At 63.3% G+C, this 19,365-nt stretch carries 12 protein-coding genes; 5 read left to right on the top strand and 7 right to left on the bottom strand.

The window, feature by feature from the left end:
• Positions 1 to 247 precede the first annotated feature (247 nt).
• Entirely contained in the window at positions 248 to 511 is a 264-nt protein-coding gene (locus FG13_RS12055; RefSeq protein WP_035821137.1) for a PAAR domain-containing protein, read from the top strand.
• On the opposite strand, the gene FG13_RS12050 is transcribed toward FG13_RS12055, so the two are convergent.
• The 7 genes from FG13_RS12050 to FG13_RS12020 all read right to left on the bottom strand — a co-directional run bounded on the left by FG13_RS12050 (position 508) and on the right by FG13_RS12020 (position 14,359).
• Positions 508 to 1,830 carry an aspartate aminotransferase family protein gene (locus FG13_RS12050; RefSeq protein ID WP_035821136.1) on the bottom strand — a complete coding sequence of 441 codons (1,323 nt, stop codon included), beginning with the start codon at positions 1,828 to 1,830 and terminating at the stop codon, positions 508 to 510. The two genes, FG13_RS12055 and FG13_RS12050, sit on opposite strands and share 4 nt — an antisense overlap.
• Before the next feature lie 81 nt (positions 1,831 to 1,911).
• A complete protein-coding gene (locus FG13_RS12045; RefSeq protein WP_051958964.1) occupies positions 1,912 to 2,799 on the bottom strand; it encodes a MurR/RpiR family transcriptional regulator in 888 nt (295 codons plus the stop codon).
• Between the two features lie 44 nt (positions 2,800 to 2,843).
• Entirely contained in the window at positions 2,844 to 3,128 is a 285-nt protein-coding gene (locus FG13_RS30665) for a hypothetical protein (RefSeq protein ID WP_152598754.1), read from the bottom strand.
• 169 nt (positions 3,129 to 3,297) lie between these two features.
• Positions 3,298 to 5,964: a TonB-dependent receptor gene (locus tag FG13_RS12035; RefSeq protein ID WP_035821132.1), complete on the bottom strand. Its 2,667-nt coding sequence runs from the start codon at positions 5,962 to 5,964 to the stop codon at positions 3,298 to 3,300.
• 227 nt (positions 5,965 to 6,191) lie between these two features.
• Positions 6,192 to 9,359, bottom strand: coding sequence for an EAL domain-containing protein (locus FG13_RS12030; RefSeq protein WP_035821130.1), 3,168 nt, complete (start codon positions 9,357 to 9,359; stop codon positions 6,192 to 6,194).
• A 172-nt stretch (positions 9,360 to 9,531) separates the two neighbouring features.
• Complete coding sequence (gene cphA / locus FG13_RS12025; protein ID WP_035821128.1) at positions 9,532 to 12,102, bottom strand: cyanophycin synthetase; 2,571 nt, start codon at positions 12,100 to 12,102, stop codon at positions 9,532 to 9,534.
• Between the two features lie 79 nt (positions 12,103 to 12,181).
• Positions 12,182 to 14,359, bottom strand: a complete 2,178-nt coding sequence (locus FG13_RS12020) for a cyanophycin synthetase (protein ID WP_035821126.1) — start codon at positions 14,357 to 14,359, stop codon at positions 12,182 to 12,184.
• 467 nt (positions 14,360 to 14,826) lie between these two features.
• Between FG13_RS12020 and FG13_RS12015 the strand changes: the two genes are divergently transcribed.
• From FG13_RS12015 to FG13_RS11995, 4 genes are all read left to right on the top strand, one after another.
• Entirely contained in the window at positions 14,827 to 17,097 is a 2,271-nt protein-coding gene (locus FG13_RS12015) for a cyanophycin metabolism-associated ABC transporter (RefSeq protein ID WP_081922546.1), read from the top strand.
• A 2-nt stretch (positions 17,098 to 17,099) separates the two neighbouring features.
• Positions 17,100 to 17,570 carry a cyanophycin metabolism-associated DUF1854 family protein gene (locus FG13_RS12010; protein ID WP_035821124.1) on the top strand — a complete coding sequence of 157 codons (471 nt, stop codon included), beginning with the start codon at positions 17,100 to 17,102 and terminating at the stop codon, positions 17,568 to 17,570.
• Positions 17,571 to 17,930: 360 nt separating this feature from the next.
• Positions 17,931 to 18,743: a GTPase gene (locus tag FG13_RS12000; RefSeq protein WP_081922545.1), complete on the top strand. Its 813-nt coding sequence runs from the start codon at positions 17,931 to 17,933 to the stop codon at positions 18,741 to 18,743.
• A 16-nt stretch (positions 18,744 to 18,759) separates the two neighbouring features.
• The gene (locus FG13_RS11995) at positions 18,760 to 19,359 is read left to right on the top strand and encodes a hypothetical protein (RefSeq protein ID WP_035821118.1); all 600 of its coding nucleotides are present in this window, start codon (positions 18,760 to 18,762) and stop codon (positions 19,357 to 19,359) included.
• Positions 19,360 to 19,365: the final 6 nt, after the last annotated feature.

Raw genomic sequence — 19,365 nt, 5'->3', positions numbered from 1 at the left:
TGAATGCTCAAGATGATTGATTTTGAGTAACTTCCTGATTTAAAACGATTGTTTCGAATAAGTCAATTAATATTGACAAGGAGTGAACAAAAGTTGCCAATGCAGGCGATTGCCATTTTGGCGGCGGACAAGCCGTCAATGTGCTCGAGCGCAATGACGACTGTGTCGTCGCGCCTGATAATGCAGATGGGAGCGGCAACGTATGGACCGGTGCCGCGGTATGCGCTGGACAGGAACAGGAGGCAGTATGCGTGGCGTGATCCGCTTGAACGACCCCACCAGCCATGGCGGCAAGGTGGTGGGGGCGGCGCCGGACAGTACGGTGCTGGGCGTGGCCGTGGCGCGCAAAGGGGACCCTTGCGTGTGCCCGATCAAGGGCCATGTGCGCTGCGTGATCGCCGAGGGAGATCCGCAGGTGCTGATCGATGGCGTGCCCGTGGCCTTTGACGGTCACAAGACCAGCTGCGGCGCCAGTCTGATGTCCACCGTGGGCAACAGCGGGCGGGGCTAGACGACGCAGGCGTCGATGGCCGCGCCCAGCTTGTCGACGATTTCTTCGACGTGGCTGGCGGCTATGATGTAGGGCGGCGCCAGCAGGATGTGGTCGCCGTGCAGGCCGTCGATGGTGCCACCCATGGGGTAGCACATCAGTCCGTTTTGCATGGCGTGCGCCTTGATGCGCGCGTGCAGGCGGCGGGCCGGGTCAAACGGTTGCTTGGTATTGCGGTCCTGCACCAGTTCCAGGCCCAGGAACAGGCCGCGGCCGCGGATGTCGCCCACGTGCGCATGGCCATCGAAACGCTGGTGCAGCCGCTCTTGCAGCAAGCCGCCCATGGCGCGCACGTTGGCCAGTAAATCACGTTCCTCGATCTGCCGCTGCACGGCCAGGGCGGCGGCGCAGGCCGTGGCGTGGCCGATATACGTGTGGCCATGCTGGAAGAAGCCCGTGCCGGCACGGATGGTGTCGCGGATATCCTTCGATACCATGACGGCGCCGATGGGTTGGTAGCCGGCGCCCAAGCCCTTGGCGATGCAGATCAGGTCGGCCGTGACGCCTTCCTGCTCGCAGGCGAACAGGCTGCCCGTGCGCCCCATGCCGCACATGACTTCATCGAGGATCAGCAGGATGCCGTGGCGCTGGCAGATGTCGCGCATGCGCGCAAAATAGCCGGCCACGGCGGGCAGGGCGCCGGCCGTGGCGCCAACGACGGGTTCGGCAATGAAGGCCATGACGTTGTCCGCACCCAGTGCGGCGATATGGTCTTCCAGCTCCTGGCCCAGGCGCGCCACGTAGTCTCCGTCCGTTTCATAGGCTGGCTGGTCGCGCCAGGCGTAGCAGGGAGAGACATGGGTCACGCCAATGAGCAGCGGCTCGAACTGCTGCCGGCGCCAGGCATTGCCGCCCGTGGCCAGCGCGCCCAGGGTGTTGCCGTGATAGCTCTGGCGGCGCGCGATGACGTGGCGGCGCTGCGGCTGGCCCTGTTCGACGAAATACTGGCGCGCCATTTTCAACGCGCTTTCCACGGCTTCCGAACCGCCCGAGACGAAATACACGCTGTCGATGCCGGCAGGCGCGCGGGCGACGAGGAAATCGGCCAGTTGCTCCATCGGCTCGCTGGTAAAAAACGCGCTGTGCGCGTAGGCCATGCTGGCGATCTGCCGCTGCACGGCGGCAATCACGGCCGCATCGGAATGGCCGAGGCAGGAGACGGCCGCGCCGCCGCAGGCGTCCAGGTAGCGCTTGCCATCCGCATCGATCAGGTAAGGGCCATCGCCGCCCGTGGCGACAGGATAGCTGGCGGTCAAGCTGCGGTGGAAGACATGGCTCATGGCATCGCTTTCTTATCGGCAAGGTAGATGGCCGATTATAGGAGGCGCTGCGCCGCAATGCAACGTTTGATGTATTTGTTTTTAATTTACATCATTTGATGTTTTTGCGTAGGCGCCCAGCGTCCGCAGCTGCTTTTCCGCCGCGCCGATGGCGTGTACGGCGTCCGGCCCCGCGCGCGCCACCAGCAATTCCACCAGGCTTTCCACGGCCGCGACGCCGGCCACGATGGAGGGGAAGAACGACGGGCTGTCGACGGCGATGACGATGCTGGCGTCAGCCTGCAGGGCCAGCGGCGACATGGCGCTGTCGCTGATGGCGACCACCTGGCAGCCGGCCTGGCGTGCCGCCTGCGCCACCAGCAGCGCTTCGCTGGAATACGGCGCGAAACTGATGACGACGACGGCTTCGTCCGCCTGCAGGGCGCGCAAGTCCATTTCCAGCGTGCCGCCCTGGCCACTCAGCAGTTGCACGCTGGGGCGCAGCAGCCGGTACAGGTAGTGCAGGGTGTAGGCGATCGGGTGGGCGGCGCGAAAGCCGGCCACGTGCACGCGGGGCGCCGCCTGCAGCAGGCTGGCGGCCGCGTCCAGGGCGGCGTGGTTGGCGCTTTCCGTGGCGGCCAGGTTGCGCTGCTGCACCGTGAACACTTCGGTGACCAGATTGCCTTCCTTGCCAGCCAGCGCGTTGGCTTTTTCAGCATACCCGGCCGGCCCGGCGCGCAGGCGTTCGACGAAGATGGCTTTGAGTTCCGGCCAGCCGGCAAAGCCCAGCTGCTGCGCCAGGCGCACGAGGGCGGCCGATTGCACTTGCGCGCGCGCGGCGATGCTGCGCATCGACGACACGGCCACTTCGTCCGGATGGTCGGCCAGGTAGCGGGCGCCGGCCTGGAATTGCGGGCTCAGTTCCGCATGGCGCGCCTTGATCAGGTCCATCAGTGCCGCATAGGAATCGTGGGGTGTCGCTGCCTGCATCGCCGTGCCTCATTGAATAGGTTGCGGCGATGGTACAGGATTCGTCAGCGCGCCGGTAGCGGCGCGCCTTGCGCCAGGGCGGCCGTGCGCGGACGCAGGCGGGCAAACAGGTGCGGCCCGGCCGGCTGGCGGCGCGGTCCCGTCGTCAGCACGCGCAGGGCGGTGGGCAGCGGCACGTCGTGGCAATGCAAAAACAGGGCGGCGGCGCCCGTGCCGGCCATTTCCTGCAAGGCCAGCGCATGCTCGACCAGCGCCGCCGTGCGCATGTCGAGCCGCACCGGGATGTCGGGTTGAAATAGCTGTGTGTCGACGTACCGTGCATCGCGCATGCTGTCCCCGCCGGGTTCGATGGTCAGACTGCCAGCATAAAAGCGCCCCGGCGCCGCCACTTTGCGTTAAATCAATTCCTGTGTCGGATAGATTCCACAAGGCAAAAAAAACGCCAACCGTTGCCGGCTGGCGCTGAAAACCCTCGCAGGAAGAAAGGGGGGGTATGAGTTAGTAACTCCAGCGAACGGAGAGGCCCACGACCTTGTCATAGCGCCGCACATCGCGCACGTAGTCCGGCGTGTCGTGGTAGTCGCGGTAGGTCGAGTCGAGCAGGTTGTTCGCGTCCAGGGTCACCGTGGTGTGCGGGTTGAGCTTGTACGACACCGACGCGTCCAGGGTTTTCGTCGGCGCCACGGTCAGGTGGATGCCCTTGCCGCGGTAGTTGTAGTCGTCGACGTACTTGTCGCGCCAGCTGTAGGCCAGGCGCGCCGACCACGCTCCCTGTTCGTACAGGCCGACGATGTTGGCCGACCACTTCGACATGCCCGTGAACGGATGCGCGCTGCCATTCAATTCTTCCAGCTCGCCCGTCATGTAGGTGGCGTTCGCCTGCAGGCCCAGGCCGCTCATCCAGCCCGGCAGCTTGTCGTAGAACTGTTGATAAGCCATTTCCACGCCTTGCAGATGGCCCTTCGAGGTGTTGCGCGGACGCGTAATGTCGTACTCGATGCCGCCATACGTTTCCTTGGCCGAACCGGACAGGATGTAATTCTTGAAGTTGTGGCGGAACACGGTGGCCGTGACGGAGCCCGTCTGCGCGAAATACCATTCCAGCGCCACGTCGAGATTCTTGCCTTCCACGGGTTTGAGGTCGGGATTGCCGCCGCCGCCCGTCGGGCGCACCATTTCCAGGCTCTGGCCCAGGCTCACGCCGGGGTTGAAATCGGCGAAGTTCGGGCGCTGCACGGCCTTGCCGGCCGTCAGGCGGGCGACCAGGTCCTGGCGCAGCATGGCTTTCAGGGTCATGCTGGGCAGCACGTCCGTATCCGAGGTTTTTACGCGCACGGGCGTGATGATGCCGTTTTGCGCGGAATTGCCCTGCAAGTCCTGCTTGGTCTGCACCACGCGCACACCCAGGGTGCCATCGACCGGCACTTGCGCCAGGTCAAAGCCGATGCGTGCCTTGCCGTAGACGGCATTGGTTTTTTCCACATCCTTGAAGTGGGTCATCGGATCGTCGGGACTGCGTTCGCTGCTGCCCGTAAACAGCTGGCGCAGCGCGGCCGTGTTGTTGAGCATGAAGTCGCGGCACGGCGTGAGCCAGCTTTGCAGGCCGAAGTTGCCCGTGTTGTCGTGCGAGGTGCAGGCCAGGCCGGGAATCGCGTCCGCAGTCATGATCGACGTCAGCCCGCCCTGGCCATTTTTTTCGCGGATCGATTCGGCCTTGCGCTTGGCCAGGCGCACGCCGCCCGAGAATTCGCGGAAGAAGCCCGTGCTGTCCATGTCGTAGGTAACGTCGCCGCGCCAGTCGGTCGAGCTGCCTTCGTCGTGGTTGTGATTGTCGTAGAAACCGAGCAGGGTGTAGTTCTTCGGGTCCGTCATGTTGTAGCCGGGGTAGCTGATCTGCGCGCCGCCGTTGACGTTCGTGCTGCCGATCACGCTGGTCGGATGGGCGAGGAAGTCGAGGATGGGGAATTCGCGCTCGAAGTTGCTGACCGTGCGCGCCAGTTCCGTCGTGGCGCGCAGCTGCGGCGTAATGTCCCAGCGCGCGCCGATGGCGCCTTGCGAACCGATCGAGCGGTCGCGCCGCGCCTGGGTCGAGCCCAGCGTGAACGGCGACCATGGGCCGTCGATCTTGCCCACCGTGGCCGCCTGGTTGGTGCCGGGGATCAGGGTGATGTCCGGGTTCTGGCCCCAGGGCAGCGAACCGACGAAGAACTGGCTGTCGAACGCGTGCTTGATCAGGGTCGACATGCCTTCCGCATACACTTCCACCTGCGAGTTCGGGCGCCACTGGAAGGCGGCGTTGGCCGCGTAGCGCTTGCGGTCGCCCACGGTGGGGATCATGCCGACGGAATCGGGGCCCGTGATGTTGCCCGCCTCCGGGCGCTTGACGGGTTCGGCGTTCCAGATCGTCTCGTCATAGTATCTGCCGCGCTGGTAGGACAGGCCGAGCAGGGCGCCGAATTCGCCGTATTGGGTCTTCCAGCGGTTCGAGACCATGCCGCCGACGTTCGGGTCCGTCGAGCCGGACTTGTCGCGGTGCTCGGCGCGCACGTTGCCCGATGCCGTAAAGCCCTTGAAGTCGAACGGTCGGTTGGTGCGCACGTCGATCACGCCGGCCGTGCCGCCTTCGACCATGTCGGCGCCCTGCGATTTGTACACGTCCACGCGCTGCAGCATGGCCGTCGGAATGTCGGCCAGATACAGGCTGCGGCCCACGGACGTGAACATTTCCCGGCCGTTGAGCAAGGTCACCACGCCGGGCAAGCCGCGGATGATGACGGTGCCAGCCTCGCCGCCCTCGCGGCGGATCTGCACGCCCGTCACGCGGCCGAGGATTTCGGCCACGTTCTTGTCGGGGAATTTGCCGATTTCATCGGCGACGATGGAGTCGACCACCTGGTCGTTGTTTTTCTTGATCGTCTGCGCGCTCTGTGCGGCCCTGCGCACGCCCGTGACGGCGACGACGGCGATGCCGCCATTGTCGGCTGCCGCCGGTGCTGCTGCCGGTGCCGTTTCTTCCACCGGTGTGTCCACGGCGGGCGCCTGTTGCGCCCAGACGGAAGCGCTGCTCAGCAGGCCTGCGCCGGCCAGCGCGGCCACCGTCGCCTTCAAGGCCAAGCGTGTGTTTTGTGCGGACGTGCGGGTGCCCGTTGCCATCAATTGCTTCATCTTGTCTCCACCTGTATTTTAGTTATGTTGAGAACGCTGCGGCAGTCGCCGCCAGAGCTGGAACCTGCTCAGAAACATGGTAGGTGGGAATGACTTTGCCCCACAAATGACTTCTTTTGCGATGTCAATACCGATTCCGGTATCCCTGCTGCATTCATGCGCCCTGGCGGTGCGCCGCGCGTTGCCGAACCTGGCGCGTGCGCGTTGCGGACGCTCCACAGGCAGTGTCAGGCGGCGCAGGGCGCGGCGGTTTGCGCCAGCCAGGCCATGAAGTGCGCCTGCGGCATGGGGCGGGCAAAGTAAAAGCCCTGCAATTCATCGCAGCCGGCGTGGCGCAGCACGTCGGCATCGGCCGCGCTTTCCACGCCCTCGGCGGTGACCGTCAAGCCCAAGGTATGGCCAAGGCCGATGATGGTTTTCGTCACCGCCAGATTCTGCGGCGAACCGTGGATATCCTGCACGAAGCTCATGTCGATTTTCAGCTTGTCGAGCGGGAAACGGCACAGGTAGTTCAGGCTCGAATAGCCGGTGCCGAAATCGTCGATCGACAGCGCAAAACCGAGCGCCTTGATGGCGTGCAGGGTGGCGATGGTGTCGTCCACGTTGTCCATCAGGATCGATTCGGTCAGTTCGAATTCGATCTGTCCCGGCGTGACGGGAAACTCGCGCAGCACTTCGCGCAAGGTGGCCACCAGGCCGCCGTTTTTCAGCTGGATGGCCGACAGGTTGATCGACACGGCGATGTCGCCCGCGCCCGCCTCGCGCCAGGCCAGCTGCTGGCGGCACGCTTCGCGGATGACCCATGCGCCGATGGAGACGATCAGGCCCGATTCCTCGGCGGCGGGTATGAAGCTGTCTGGCGCGATCAGGCCGTGCTGCGGATGCTGCCAGCGGATCAGGCTTTCCACGCCATTGACGCGGCTGCTTTTCGCATCGATGCGCGGCTGGTAGTACAGCACCAGTTCGTGACGCTCGATGGCGTGGCGCAGATCGCTTTCCAGGTGCAGCTGCTGCAACTGCTGCTCCTGCATCTGCGGCGTGAACATGCGCGCGTGATCGCGTCCGCCGCTCTTGGCCTGGTACATGGCCGCATCGGCGTGGCGCATCAGGGTATCCATGTCGTCGCCGTGGTCCGGGTAGACGGCCACGCCCACGCTGCACGAGACATACAGCGCGTTGCCTTCCACCTGGTGCGGCTCGCGCATGGCCGGTATCAGCCGCGTGTCGAGCAGGGCGGCGATGGCTGCGGCGTCGCCGATGCCGTTGAGGATGACGACGAATTCATCGCCGCCCAGGCGGCTGACGGTGTCGCCTTCGCGCACCAGCTGCAGCAGGCGCTTTGAGACCGATTGCAGCAGCGCGTCGCCCACATGGTGGCCCAGTGCGTCGTTGACGTGCTTGAAACGGTCCAGGTCGACGAACAGCACGCCCACCTTTTCACCGCTGCGGCGCGCCTGCGCGATGGCGGCCGCCAGGCGCAGTTTCGACACGTGGCGGTTCGCCAGTCCCGTCAGCGCGTCGTGGTGGGCCATGTGCTCGATCTGCCGCTCGCTGGCCTTGCGTTCGCTGATGTCGAGCGAGCTGGCGATGAAATGCGTGGTGACGCCATCGAGGCCGCGCACGGCGTTCATCACCAGCCAGGCGGGATAGCTTTCCAGCGACTTGCGCTGCACCCGGATCTCGCCCTGCCAGTAGCCGCGCCGCGCCAGGGTCCGGCGCAGGCTGTCGAGCTGTTCGGGACTGTTGTCGGGCGCGAGCAAAAAGGCGGGACGCTTGCCGATCAGCTCCACCATGTCGTACAGCGAGTGGCGGCGGAAGGCCTGGTTGACGGTGATGATGCGCATGCCGGCGTCCATCACGATCAGGCTTTCGGCCGACGCCTCGAAGACCTTGGCCCACAGTTCCAGGCGCGACTCCATCAGCTTCATCTTGTTGATCGGCGTGAAGGTCGACAGCACGGCGCGCTGGCCCTGGTAGTCGATCAGGCGCGCGGAAATCAGGGCCCACGTGGGCGTGCCGCCGCCGCTCCAGCACACTTCGAATTCATCGACGGCGCCCAGGTCGCTCAAGCGCTGGAAGAAGCGCGAACGGGCTTGCGGACTCATGCCGCCCACCCATGGATCAAGTTCCAGGCCGCCCTGCCACGCGTGCGCAGCCTGGTTCGCGTGCAGCACCTGGTGATGCGGGATCGAGGTGACCATCAGCGGAATGGGAATGGCGTCGACCAGCTGGCGCTGCGCATCAGCCGCGCTGGCGCGCGCCACCAGTTCCTGTTGCGCCATGCGCTGGAAGTCGAGCTGCTGCAGCATGGTATTGAAGGCGCGCACCAGGCGTCCCGTTTCATCTTCGCTGTCCCAGATGGCGCGCAGGCTATGGTCACCCGTTTCGCGCACTTCCTGCGCCACGCGCGCGAGGCGGCGGATGGGCAGGGCGATCTGGCGCGCGACGAAAAACACCAGGCCCAGTATCATCACCAGCAGCAGCACGGCCGTGCCCAGGTGCAGCCACATGCGCGTAAAAAAGCCGTCCACGCGCAGCTGGATCAGCCGCTGCAATTCATTCGCCGTGTCGCGCCATGCCAGGCGCAGGGCGGCGAGCGCCGCGTCGTCGTGCCGCAGCAGTGCCTGCGTGCCGGCGGGGGGGACTTGCGCGCCGGCCAGCGTCTGGGTGCTGGCGCGGAAGCGCGCCACGGCTTGCTGCAGGGCCGCGCGCGAGGCTTCCAGGTGCTGGCGCAGCAGCGGCGTGCTGGCCGCGAACGCTTCCGTGTAGTCGCTGCCGATGCCGCCCATGGTGGCGTCCATGCGTCCTTCCAGGATCAGGAACTGGGTCTGCAGGCGCTGGCGCTGCGCGCCTTCGGCCGTCGCCAGCTGCAAGGCCAGGGCGCGCGTGCTGTTGATCACTTCCAGCAGCTCGGGAAAGCGCAGGATCACCAGCGACATGGTGTAGTAGCTGTCCAGGTCCGGGTCGAGGATCAGGTTCGACTGGTTGCCCACGCGCGTGAGCAGTGCGCGTCCGGCGACAAAGGCGGGCGAGGGCGCGATGCCGTCGTCGGCTGGGGCGGTAGTGCTGCCGGCCTGGCGCAGCAGGGCGGCAAATTGCGCATTGAGTTCGGCGCTGCGCATGCCGGCGCCGAAGCGGCTTTCTGCCTGTTCCACGGTCGCTGCCTGCGCGCCCGCTTGCGCCGTGCCGCGCGCCAGGGGCAGCAGGGCATCGCGGATCGCGGCGATGTAGTCATTGCCCGCCATCTCCTTGCGCGAGAAATCGATGGCGATATATTTTTCGTTGATGAGGATGCCGGAAATGAAGATCACGGCGGACAGGTCGAGCAAATAGATCAGCGCCAGTTTGCGCCCCACCGTCAATTTTCCGATCATGCGCGAGATTCTGCCCAGCATGCGTGCCCCACCTTCTCGTCAGCCCCTACATGTTTTCTTATGTGCAATTTTCATGCCTGAATTTACAAGCTTGCAAGGGGGCTTTTGCACCATGCGGGTGCGCGCAGGGAGGTGGCGGGCACCAATAAAAAGGGCGGCCCGCAGGCCGCCCTTGTGTGCGATGCGACTACGCTCAGGCTTCGGCGACGCGCTTGGCGATGTGCGCCAGCGCTTCTTCCACCTGGTCGATCAGGATCAGGCACAGATCGCCTTCGCCGAGGCGCGCCAGGGCCTTGTCGATGGCGACGAATTCGCCGTTGATTTCATCGATATGCGTGGTGCGCTTGGCGCCGTTCAAGCCCTGGCGCAGCAAGGCCACGACTTCGCCGTCGGCGCGGCCGCGCTGGCATTGATCCTGGTACAGCAGCACGTCGTCGAAGGCGGCGCCGAGGATTTCCGTCTGCTGGCGGATGTCTTCGTCGCGGCGGTCGCCGGCGCCGCTGATGACCACCGAGCGGCGCTTGGCCGGCATGCTTTCCACGGCCTGCACCAGCGCCAGGATGGCGTCCGGATTGTGGCCGTAGTCGGCGATCAGGGTGGCGCCCTTGTAGTCAAAGACGTTGAAGCGGCCCGGCGCATTGTCGGCTTCATTGGCAAAGGTTTTCAGACCCAGCGCGATGGTTTTCCAGTCCAGGCCCACGGCCCAGGCGGCGGCCAGTGACGCCATGACGTTGTCGACCTGGAAGCCGATGGCGCCGTTGCGCGTGATCGGCACTTGCGACAGGGCGATTTCGTGGCGTTCCTTGCCCTGCGCCGCGACCAGCTTGCCGTCTTCCACATACACGACGCGATTGCCTTGCGCGCGGTGCGTGGCCATCACGGGATGCGTCTTGTCGGCGGCGAAGAAGGTCACCGTGCCGCTGCAATTTTTGGCCATGCGGGCCACGGCCGGGTCGGTGGCGTTCAGCACGGCCACGCCGCTGTCGGCCACGTTCTGCACGATCACGCGCTTCAGGACCGCCAGGTCTTCCACGGTGGTGATGTAGTTCAGGCCCAGGTGGTCGCCGGCGCCGATATTCGTCACCACGGCAACCTGGCAGCGATCAAAAGCCAGGCCTTCGCGCAGCATGCCGCCGCGCGCCGTTTCGAACACGGCCGCGTCCACGTCCGGGTGCAGCAGCACGTTGCGCGCGCTGCGCGGGCCGCTGCAGTCGCCGCTGTCGATCTGGCGTCCTTCGATGTACACGCCATCCGTGTTGGTCATGCCCGTGCGCAGGCCGGAGGTGGTGAGCAGGTGGGCGATCAGGCGCACGGTGGTGGTCTTGCCGTTGGTGCCCGTGACGGCGACGACGGGAATGCGGCCATCGTCGCCCTCGGCGAACATGGCGGCGATGATGGCTTCACCGACGGGGCGCGGCTTGCCGAACGACGGCGCCAAATGCATGCGCAGGCCAGGCGCGGCGTTCACTTCGACGATGCCGGCGTTTTGCTCTTCCAGCGGTTTCAAAATGCTTTCGGAGACGACGTCCACGCCGCAGATGTCCAGGCCCACCATGTGCGCGGCCGCGACGGCGCGCGCCGCCACTTCCGGGTGCACGTCGACGGTGACGTCGGTGGCCGAGCCGCCCGTCGACAGGTTGGCGTTATTGCGCAGGATGACGCGCTGGCCGACCGGCGGCACGGATTCGGCCACATAGCCCTGCTTGGCCAGGCTGGCCAGGGCGATGTCGTCGAAGCGGATCTTCGTCAGCGAGGTGGCGTGGCCGCTGCCGCGGCGCGGATCGAGGTTGACCTGGTCGACCAGTTCGCGCACCGTGTGCTGGCCGTCGCCCACCACCTGCGGCGGGTCGCGGCGGGCTGCGGCCACCATCTTGTTGCCGATGACGAGCAAGCGGAAATCGTGACCCGGCAGATAGCGTTCGACGAGGATATCGTCGCGGAATTCCTGCGCCGCGAGGAAGCCGGCCGTCAGCTGTTCGCGCGTGGTGACGTTGACGGTGACGCCCTTGCCCTGGTTGCCATCTTTTGGTTTCACGACGACGGGCAGGCCGATCTCGCAGGCGGCGGCCCAGGCGTCGTCCGCATCGATGGCGACGCGGCCATGCGGCACCGGCACGCCGGCCGAGTCCAGCAACTTCTTGGTCAGTTCCTTGTCTTGCGCGATGGCTTCGGCAATGGCGCTGGTGCCATCCATTTCGGCGGCCTGGATCTTGCGCTGCTTGCTGCCCCAGCCGAACGTCACCAGGCTGCCTTCGGTCAGGCGGCGGAACGGAATGTTGCGCGCCACGGCGGCGTTGACGATGGCGCCCGTCGATGGACCGAGGCGCACGTCTTCATCGAGTTCCTGCAACTGGTGCAGGGCGCCGGCCAGGTCGAACGGCGCATCGTCGAGCGCGGCCTGGCACAGCTTCTGCGCCAGGGCCAAAGCCAGGCGGCCGACGGCTTCTTCCGAGTATTCGACGACGACCTGGAAGATGCCCGTTTCCAGGGTCGGCGTGGTGCGGCTGAAGGTGACGGGGCAGCCGGCTTGCGCCTGCAGGCCCAGCGCCGCCAGTTCCAGCACCTGCGCCATCGGCGCGGCGTTGTAATTGCCCAGCGGTTGCAGCGGGCTCAGTTGCGGAAAGAGTGCGCGCAGGCGGGCTTCGAAGCCGGGCAGCTGGGCGATGTCGAGTTCCTGCGTGGTGCAGGAAACAATGGCTTCCACGGCGGTGTCGTGGCTCCAGAGGTTAGGGCCCCGCAAGGCCCGTACGCGAGATACTTCCATAATTAAACCGTAATCCTGTTGTGTTCTTGTGGGCCCGGCCATCCTGGCCGGGCTTGAGTGCTGCTTTGCCTGTTGCCGATTAGTTGCCGATGCAGCCAGGGGCCGCATCAAACGTGCGCAAGCCTGCGCAGATCAAATCGACGGGCAGGTTCAGGGCCCACGCGGCGGCCGCGACGGCCAGCACGCTGTCGACATTGCCGGCCGTGGCCGGTTTCAGCAGGTCCAGGCACAGCAAGACCGTTTCGATGCCGCCTTCGGCCAGCACGATATGGTTGCCGCGCACGAAGACAGCGCGCTGGCCGGCGGCCAGTTGCGCCGCGATGGCTGGCAAGCCGCCGTCCTGCGCATACAGGGTCACGGTGCCGTCGCACAGCTCGGCCAGTTCCAGCACGTGCGCGTTGGCGGCGTTGAGCACGGCCACGCCCGTCGGCACCACCACGTCGACCTGGCTGCGCACGGCCTTGTACAGGCCCGCTTCGTCCAGTACGTCGAAATCCTTGACGCTGTCGAGGCTGCCCATGTCCGTGACGACGCCGATCTGGCATTTGTCGTAGGCCAGGCCTTCGGCCAGGATCATGCGCGGATTGCTCTCGAACAGGGCCGTCTGCACGGTGCGGTTGAGCAGCAAACGCTGGCCCGCGTCCCAGTTCACGCAATCGCTGCTGACGACACGGCGCTGGTCCAGATACATGCCTTCGCTGCAGACCGCGCCCGTGTGCAGGCCCGACAGGTTGAGCAGCTTGCACAGCATGCGCACGATCAGGCTGGCGCCGCGCGTGCCCGTCACGCCGATCAGCGGAATGCGGCCCGTTTCCTCGGGTGCGAACAGATGGTCGACGATGGCCGCACCGACAGGGCGGCTCTGGCCCACGCCAGGCTTGATGTGCGCCAGCAGGCCGGGGCTGGCATTGACTTCGATGATGGCGCCGCGCTGCTCTTCCAGCGGACGCGTGATGTCGGTGGTGACCAGGTCGATGCCGGCGATGTCCAGGCCCACCACGCGCGCGGCCAGCAAGGCCGCATGCACGACGGACGGGTGCACGTCGTCCGTGACGTCGATGGCCACGTTGCCGTTCGGCTGGATCAGCACTTTCTGGCCCGCCTGCGGCACGGACAGGGCGGTCATGCCCTGGCGCTGCAGTTCCAGCACGATTTCACCCGATTCGTGCGGCTTGACGGTGCCCAATGGGAAATCTTCGCCTTCGCCGCGGCGCGGGTCGGTATTGATCTGTGTGTTGACCAGTTCCAGCACGGTCGAGACGCCGTCGCCGTCGACCCACAGCGATTCACCCTTGGCAGCCGCGATCAGCTTGTTGCCGACCACGAGCAGACGGTGTTCGTCGCCCGTGATGAAGCTTTCCACCAGCACGGCCGAGCTGTCGCCCTTGCGCGCGGCCAGTTCATAGGCGGCCTTCACGTCGGCTTCCGTCATCAGGTTGAGCGAGACGCCGCGGCCATGATTGCCGTCATACGGTTTCACGACGACGGGCACGCCGATGTCCTGCGCTTCTTCCCAGGCCGCTTCGGCGCTGCGCACCAGGCTGCCCTCAGGCACGCGCACGCCGCACGATTTGAGCAGGAATTTGGTCAGATCCTTGTCGCTGGCGATGCCTTCGGCGATCGCGCTGGTGCGGTCCGTTTCGGCCGTCCAGATGCGGCGCTGCGCGGCGCCGTGGCCCAGTTGCACCAGGTTGCCGTCGTTCAGGCGCAGCGAAGGGATGCGGCGCTCGGTGGCGGCATCGACGATGCTGGCCGTGCTCGGGCCCAGGCAGCGCGCATCGACCATGTCGCGCAGGGGCGCCAGGGCCGCTTCCAGATCGTAGGCTTCATCGTTGATGGCGGCCATCAGCAGTGTGCGCGCGGCGGCCAGGGCGGCGCGGCCCACGTGCTCTTCGCGCGTGCGGAAAGCCATCTTGTAGACGCCGCGCTGGCTGGTCGAGCGCGTCTGGCCGAAGCCGGTGCGCATGCCCGCCAGGTTTTGCAGTTCCAGCACCACGTGCTCGAGGATGTGGGCCGACCACGTGCCTTCGCGCAGGCGCTCGAAAAAGCCGCCCCGTTCGCCCACGCCGCAGCGGTGCTCGATCATGCCGGGCAGCCACGCCACCAGGCGCTCGTACAGGCCGGGCAGGGTATTGGATGGATAGTCTTCCAGTTCGCCGATGTCGACCCAGGCTTCAATCACCGGGCGGTAAGTCCAGATGTTGGGGCCGCGCAAGTGGGTGACGCGGGCAAATTCGATGTTCTTCTTCTTGATCATGTAAGTGGTTTCTTGATAACAAGCCAGGCGTCTGGGCGCCAGATACTTTATGTTGGCTCTACAGAGTCTTTTCAGGCTCGTGCTTGGTTCTTTATCCCGGGTATGCGCAGTGTGCCACTTTTAGCGGCCTCTTGTCGCGTTTGCTGCCCTTATTCTGCTGGTGTTGTCATTCTAATTGTTACTAATTGTTGCCATACTTGTTATAAAGATACCGACTCTGGGCTAAGCTGGAGCATTTGCGCAACAGCGGGCTGTTGTATACTTGCTCCCGTACGACGGACGCCCATTTTTTTGCGCCGTTTCGCCATCATTCCTTACCGGCAGGCATCCATTCGATACAATACAGGAAATTGCCACTGGTGCATCCACCTCGCCATCGCGCAGTACACAAACATTGATCGGGCGTCTGCCCCATCCCCCAAATCCCGCCCTGAAGGGCTTGGCCTCGAGCCGGAGTATGCTTTACGATGACAACTGAACTGAGTGTTCCTGCAACAACTATTCCCCTCACCTCGCTGCCTGAACACTGGCTGGCGGAAGTGGAGAGCAACCTTTCTCCAGGGGAGAACGTTTTAAGTAGCGTTGAGGTTGACCTCGATGCGCGATTACGTTTCACAAAAGGCATAATAGTTGTCACCGAGAAGCGTTTGCTGGCCCGTTCGCCGGGCGATACCGTCTGGAAAAGTTGGTCTTTCCGCCACGGACTGCGCCTGACGCACCACGACCACGCCGGTGTCGGCCACCTGGAATTGTTCGATGACCACGGCCGCCTGGCGTCGTGGCGCTTTACCCTGGGCCAGAACCTGCATGCGATCCGCGTGCTGGAACAGTTCGTCGAGCGCCTCGATAGCCACCTGACGGGCCAGCCCGTGCTGGAAGCGGAGCAGGAAGTCTGTCCTAGCTGCAAGGCGCCTTTGGAGCCGGAGCAGGAAGAGTGCCCGATCTGCGCCAAGGTGCTGCACACGCCGCCATCGACCTGGACCCTGTTCCGCCTGTGGCGCTTCGCCCATCCCTACCGTGGCCAGCTGGCCCTGGGCTTCATGCTGATGCTGCTGAGCACGGCCGCGCATATGATTCCGCCCTACCTGACGGCGCCGTTGATGGACAATGTGCTGATCCCGTATCAGAACGGCAAGCATATCGACCCATGGCTGGTGGTGTACTACATGAGTGGCTTGCTCGGTTCGGCCCTGCTGGCCTGGCTGCTGGGCTGGGGCAAGACGTATGTGCTGGCCCTGGTGTCCGAACGCATGGGCGCCGACTTGCGCTCGGCCACGTATGAACACCTGATGAAGCTGTCGCTGGAATTTTTCGGCGGCAAGCGCACGGGCGACCTGATGGCGCGCATCGGCAGCGGCAGCGACCGCATCTGCGTCTTCCTCTCGCTGCATTTGCTCGATTTCGCTTCCGACGTGCTGATGATCATCATGACGGGTGTGATCCTGTGGTCGATGAACCCGTGGCTGGCCATCATGACCCTGGCGCCATTGCCCTTCATCGCCTGGATGATTCACCTGGTGCGCGACCGTTTGCGCACGGGCTTTGAAAAGATCGACCGCGTGTGGAGTGAAGTGACCAACGTGCTGGCCGATACGATTCCCGGCATCCGCGTGGTGAAAGCGTTTGCGCAGGAAAAACGCGAAGCGGCCCGCTTCCGCGACGCCAACGCGCACAACCTGGCCGTCAACGACAAGCTCAATAAAGTCTGGTCGCTGTTCTCGCCCACCGTTTCCTTCCTGACGGAGATGGGTTTGCTGGTCATCTGGTGCTTCGGCATCTGGCAGCTGTCGCGCGGCGAGATCACCGTCGGCGTGCTGACCGCCTTCATCGCCTACAGCACGCGCTTCTATGGCCGCCTCGATTCGATGAGCCGCATCGTCTCCGTGACGCAAAAATCGGCCTCGGCCGCCAAGCGCATCTTCGACATCCTCGACCACGTGTCGAGCGTGCCGGAACCGGCGCAGCCCGTGAAGCTGGACAAAATCGAAGGCAGGATCGACTTGCGCGAAGTCGGATTCCGCTATGGCAACCGGGCCGTCAACCGCGGCATCACCCTGAACATCAAGGCGGGCGAGATGATCGGCCTGGTGGGTCACAGCGGTTCGGGCAAGAGCACCCTGGTCAACCTGATCTGCCGTTTCTATGACGTCTCGGAAGGCGCGATCTTGCTCGATGGCGTCGACATCCGCTCGTTCGCCGTGTCCGACTACCGCCGCAATATCGGCCTGGTGCTGCAGGAGCCGTTCCTGTTCTTCGGCACCATCGCGGAAAATATCGCCTACGGCAAGCCGCACGCGACGCGCCAGGACATCATCGCCGCCGCGCGCGCCGCGCATGCCCACGAATTCATCCTGCGCCTGCCGCAAGGCTACGATTCGATGGTGGGCGAGCGTGGCCAGGGCTTGTCCGGCGGCGAACGCCAGCGCATCTCGATCGCCCGCGCCTTGCTGATCGACCCGCGCATCCTGATCATGGATGAAGCGACATCGTCGGTCGACTCGGAAACAGAGAAGGAAATCCAGAAGGCGCTGGACAATCTGGTGCAGGGCCGCACGACGATCGCCATCGCGCACAGGCTGTCGACCCTGCACCGTGCCGACCGCCTGGTGGTGCTGGACCGCGGCCAGGTCGTCGAAGTGGGCAGTCACGATGAACTGATGGCGAAAGAGGGCGCCTATTTCCGCCTCTACGAAGCACAGGCGCGCAACAACGAACTCGCCCTGGATGACAAGGAATAAGCATGGCCAGTACAACTTTTACATTAAGCCGCGACACCTTCGGCAAGCTGGTGATGACGGACGCGGACGGCCAGGTCTTTGAAGGCGTGGCGCCTGTGCGCGCCTTCCCCATCCAGTCGCCGGACGAAGGCATTTCGCTGGTGCTGGGCAATGGCAAGGAAGTGGCGTGGATCGACCACATCGACGCCTTGCCGGAACCGGCGCGCAGCCTGTTGCAGGAAGAGCTGGAAGGGCGCGAATTCATGCCCGAGATCGCGCGCGTGAAAAGCGTGTCCAGCTTCGCCACGCCATGCACCTGGCATGTCGACACGGACCGCGGCGAGACGCAATTCGTGCTGAAAGGCGAGGAAGATATCCGCCGCATCGGCGCCACGTCGCTCTTGATCGCCGATAACCACGGCATCCACTTTTTGATCCGCGACATGTTCAATATCGACAAGACGACGCGGAAGATCCTCGACCGCTTCCTGTAAGCGATGCAACAATCAAAAACGGCGCCTTCAGGGCGCCGTTTTACTTTCCATATTCTTTGTCGCTGCCAGTTGCCCTGGATCTGCAGTCATTCCCTTCTCCATTTACGGCGCCGTGCAGTCTGCATGCCCTTCCCAATACATCTCATAAGTCCATTCGAGCACGTAATAATGATGTTCTCTATTCGACTGGAAATCGGGCTGGTAGCGACACGCTTTGTCGCAAGCTTATGGATCATGGAGGAATGTAGTCTGATGGTGATTATTGGTGAGATTCTTGAGGGCAATATCCTTTACACTGCCTGATTTCTAAATTGCAATATATGTTGTCATTGTAGGTATATCAGCCTGGGATTTTTATTCATGGATAAGTTTTACTTTCGACATCAGTTCGAAGAAATCGCAGCAAAAAGAAATCATCTCAAGCCTGTTTATGTCGCCTATGGCCTGATGAACTCCGGTAAAAGTTCATTGTTGAATATGTTAACGAACAATATTGAAGTGGAGTTTTTTAAGACCAATGATATTCGCGAGACGACAGAAAACAAGGAATTCGACGGGGAACGGTGCATTTTCATCGACACTCCCGGCCTCGATGCGAATCATCAAGATGATACTCAAGCCGCATCGGGAGTACGTCAGGCCGATATCGTATTGTTTGTTCATCAGCCTCAGGGTGAGTTGGAAGCAAATGAAATCAGCTTTCTGCAAACGTTGGTTTCATCGTTCGGTGAACACGCATCCAAGCATATTGTTATCGTATTAACAAAAATGGACAAGGAAGATGCGATGAAAATCGATGCGATTGCGCGCCGTATCGGTGAACAGTGTGAATCGGAATTGAATTTTTTGCCAAGCATTTTCAAGGTGTCAAATAGTCGGTATCGAGCAGGAAAACTCAAGAGTCAAGAGGTGTTGGTGGAGCGCAGCAGCATTCCTGAACTTCTTGTTCATCTGGAGAGCCTTGCTGCAAAAGCAATGTCTTCACGCCGGCGGCGCATGCAGGACGAAGTGAGCACCTTGCTCGATGCGATAGGGCTGGCGGAGCAGAAATTGCATGGCGAAAAATTGCACCTGCAAGCGCAAATTAGTCAGGGTTTTATTGGCTTTAATCAGCAAATCGGGCAATTGCGCGCTTTTCTCGATACCAAGGCATCATTTTTCGAACGAATTTAGCACTTGAGGAGTAGAAATGGCACTGCCATGGTTAATAGGCGCCGCGATCGTGGGCGCAGTGGGGGCAATCGCGACGGCAGTCAAGAGCGGAAGCAGCGAGTCGAGCTCTTCGTCCGGTAGCAGCGATAGTCGCAATACGGCAGAGGAGCGCCGCCGCCATGAGATCGCGGCCGAAAAGCGTGAGAGGGAAGAAAAGACGAAACGACAGGCGGATGCCCGAGCCCTGTTTCAGCATGAAGGTTTGGACATTGGCCGTAATTTGGCTGACTCGATGCAGGACTGGGTCAGAACCAGTGCGATTGGCCAGGAGTCTTTCAAAGCGCGTCTGACCGCATCTGGTTATCGCTTGGCCCCCGTTGCAGTCAGTCCGGACAAGCAGGTGGAAGATTTGTTGCGTCGTTCGCTGGACGCCGATGAAGACTTGAATGCGACGATACAAAATCTGGATTTCTATGCTGCTGTGTATGCAGTGCGCCTGGAGGGAGGCGTAGCGCTTGCACGCACGCTTGCCAACCTGGAGGTGCTCGCATATGAACAGGAAGAGTTGATCAAGCTCAAGCATGAGATCCGCAAATTCGAATATGAGGCGTCGCTGTCGATGGCGACCCATTCTTAAGGTAGT

This window comes from Janthinobacterium sp. RA13, from assembly GCF_000745325.1.
Classification (GTDB): Bacteria; Pseudomonadota; Gammaproteobacteria; order Burkholderiales; family Burkholderiaceae_D; genus Janthinobacterium; species Janthinobacterium rivuli.
This window is presented reverse-complemented; position numbering and strand designations above follow the sequence as displayed.

Bases quoted from the DNA above. Each gene is read 5' to 3' on its own strand.
- FG13_RS12055 (WP_035821137.1), top strand. From the start codon at position 248: ATGCGTGGCGTGATCCGCTTGAACGACCCCACCAGCCATGGCGGCAAG.
- FG13_RS12050 (WP_035821136.1), bottom strand. From the start codon at position 1,830: ATGAGCCATGTCTTCCACCGCAGCTTGACCGCCAGCTATCCTGTCGCC.
- FG13_RS12045 (WP_051958964.1), bottom strand. From the start codon at position 2,799: ATGCAGGCAGCGACACCCCACGATTCCTATGCGGCACTGATGGACCTG.
- FG13_RS30665 (WP_152598754.1), bottom strand. From the start codon at position 3,128: ATGCGCGATGCACGGTACGTCGACACACAGCTATTTCAACCCGACATC.
- FG13_RS12035 (WP_035821132.1), bottom strand. From the start codon at position 5,964: ATGAAGCAATTGATGGCAACGGGCACCCGCACGTCCGCACAAAACACA.
- FG13_RS12030 (WP_035821130.1), bottom strand. From the start codon at position 9,359: ATGCTGGGCAGAATCTCGCGCATGATCGGAAAATTGACGGTGGGGCGC.
- cphA (WP_035821128.1), bottom strand. From the start codon at position 12,102: ATGGAAGTATCTCGCGTACGGGCCTTGCGGGGCCCTAACCTCTGGAGC.
- FG13_RS12020 (WP_035821126.1), bottom strand. From the start codon at position 14,359: ATGATCAAGAAGAAGAACATCGAATTTGCCCGCGTCACCCACTTGCGC.
- FG13_RS12015 (WP_081922546.1), top strand. From the start codon at position 14,827: ATGACAACTGAACTGAGTGTTCCTGCAACAACTATTCCCCTCACCTCG.
- FG13_RS12010 (WP_035821124.1), top strand. From the start codon at position 17,100: ATGGCCAGTACAACTTTTACATTAAGCCGCGACACCTTCGGCAAGCTG.
- FG13_RS12000 (WP_081922545.1), top strand. From the start codon at position 17,931: ATGGATAAGTTTTACTTTCGACATCAGTTCGAAGAAATCGCAGCAAAA.
- FG13_RS11995 (WP_035821118.1), top strand. From the start codon at position 18,760: ATGGCACTGCCATGGTTAATAGGCGCCGCGATCGTGGGCGCAGTGGGG.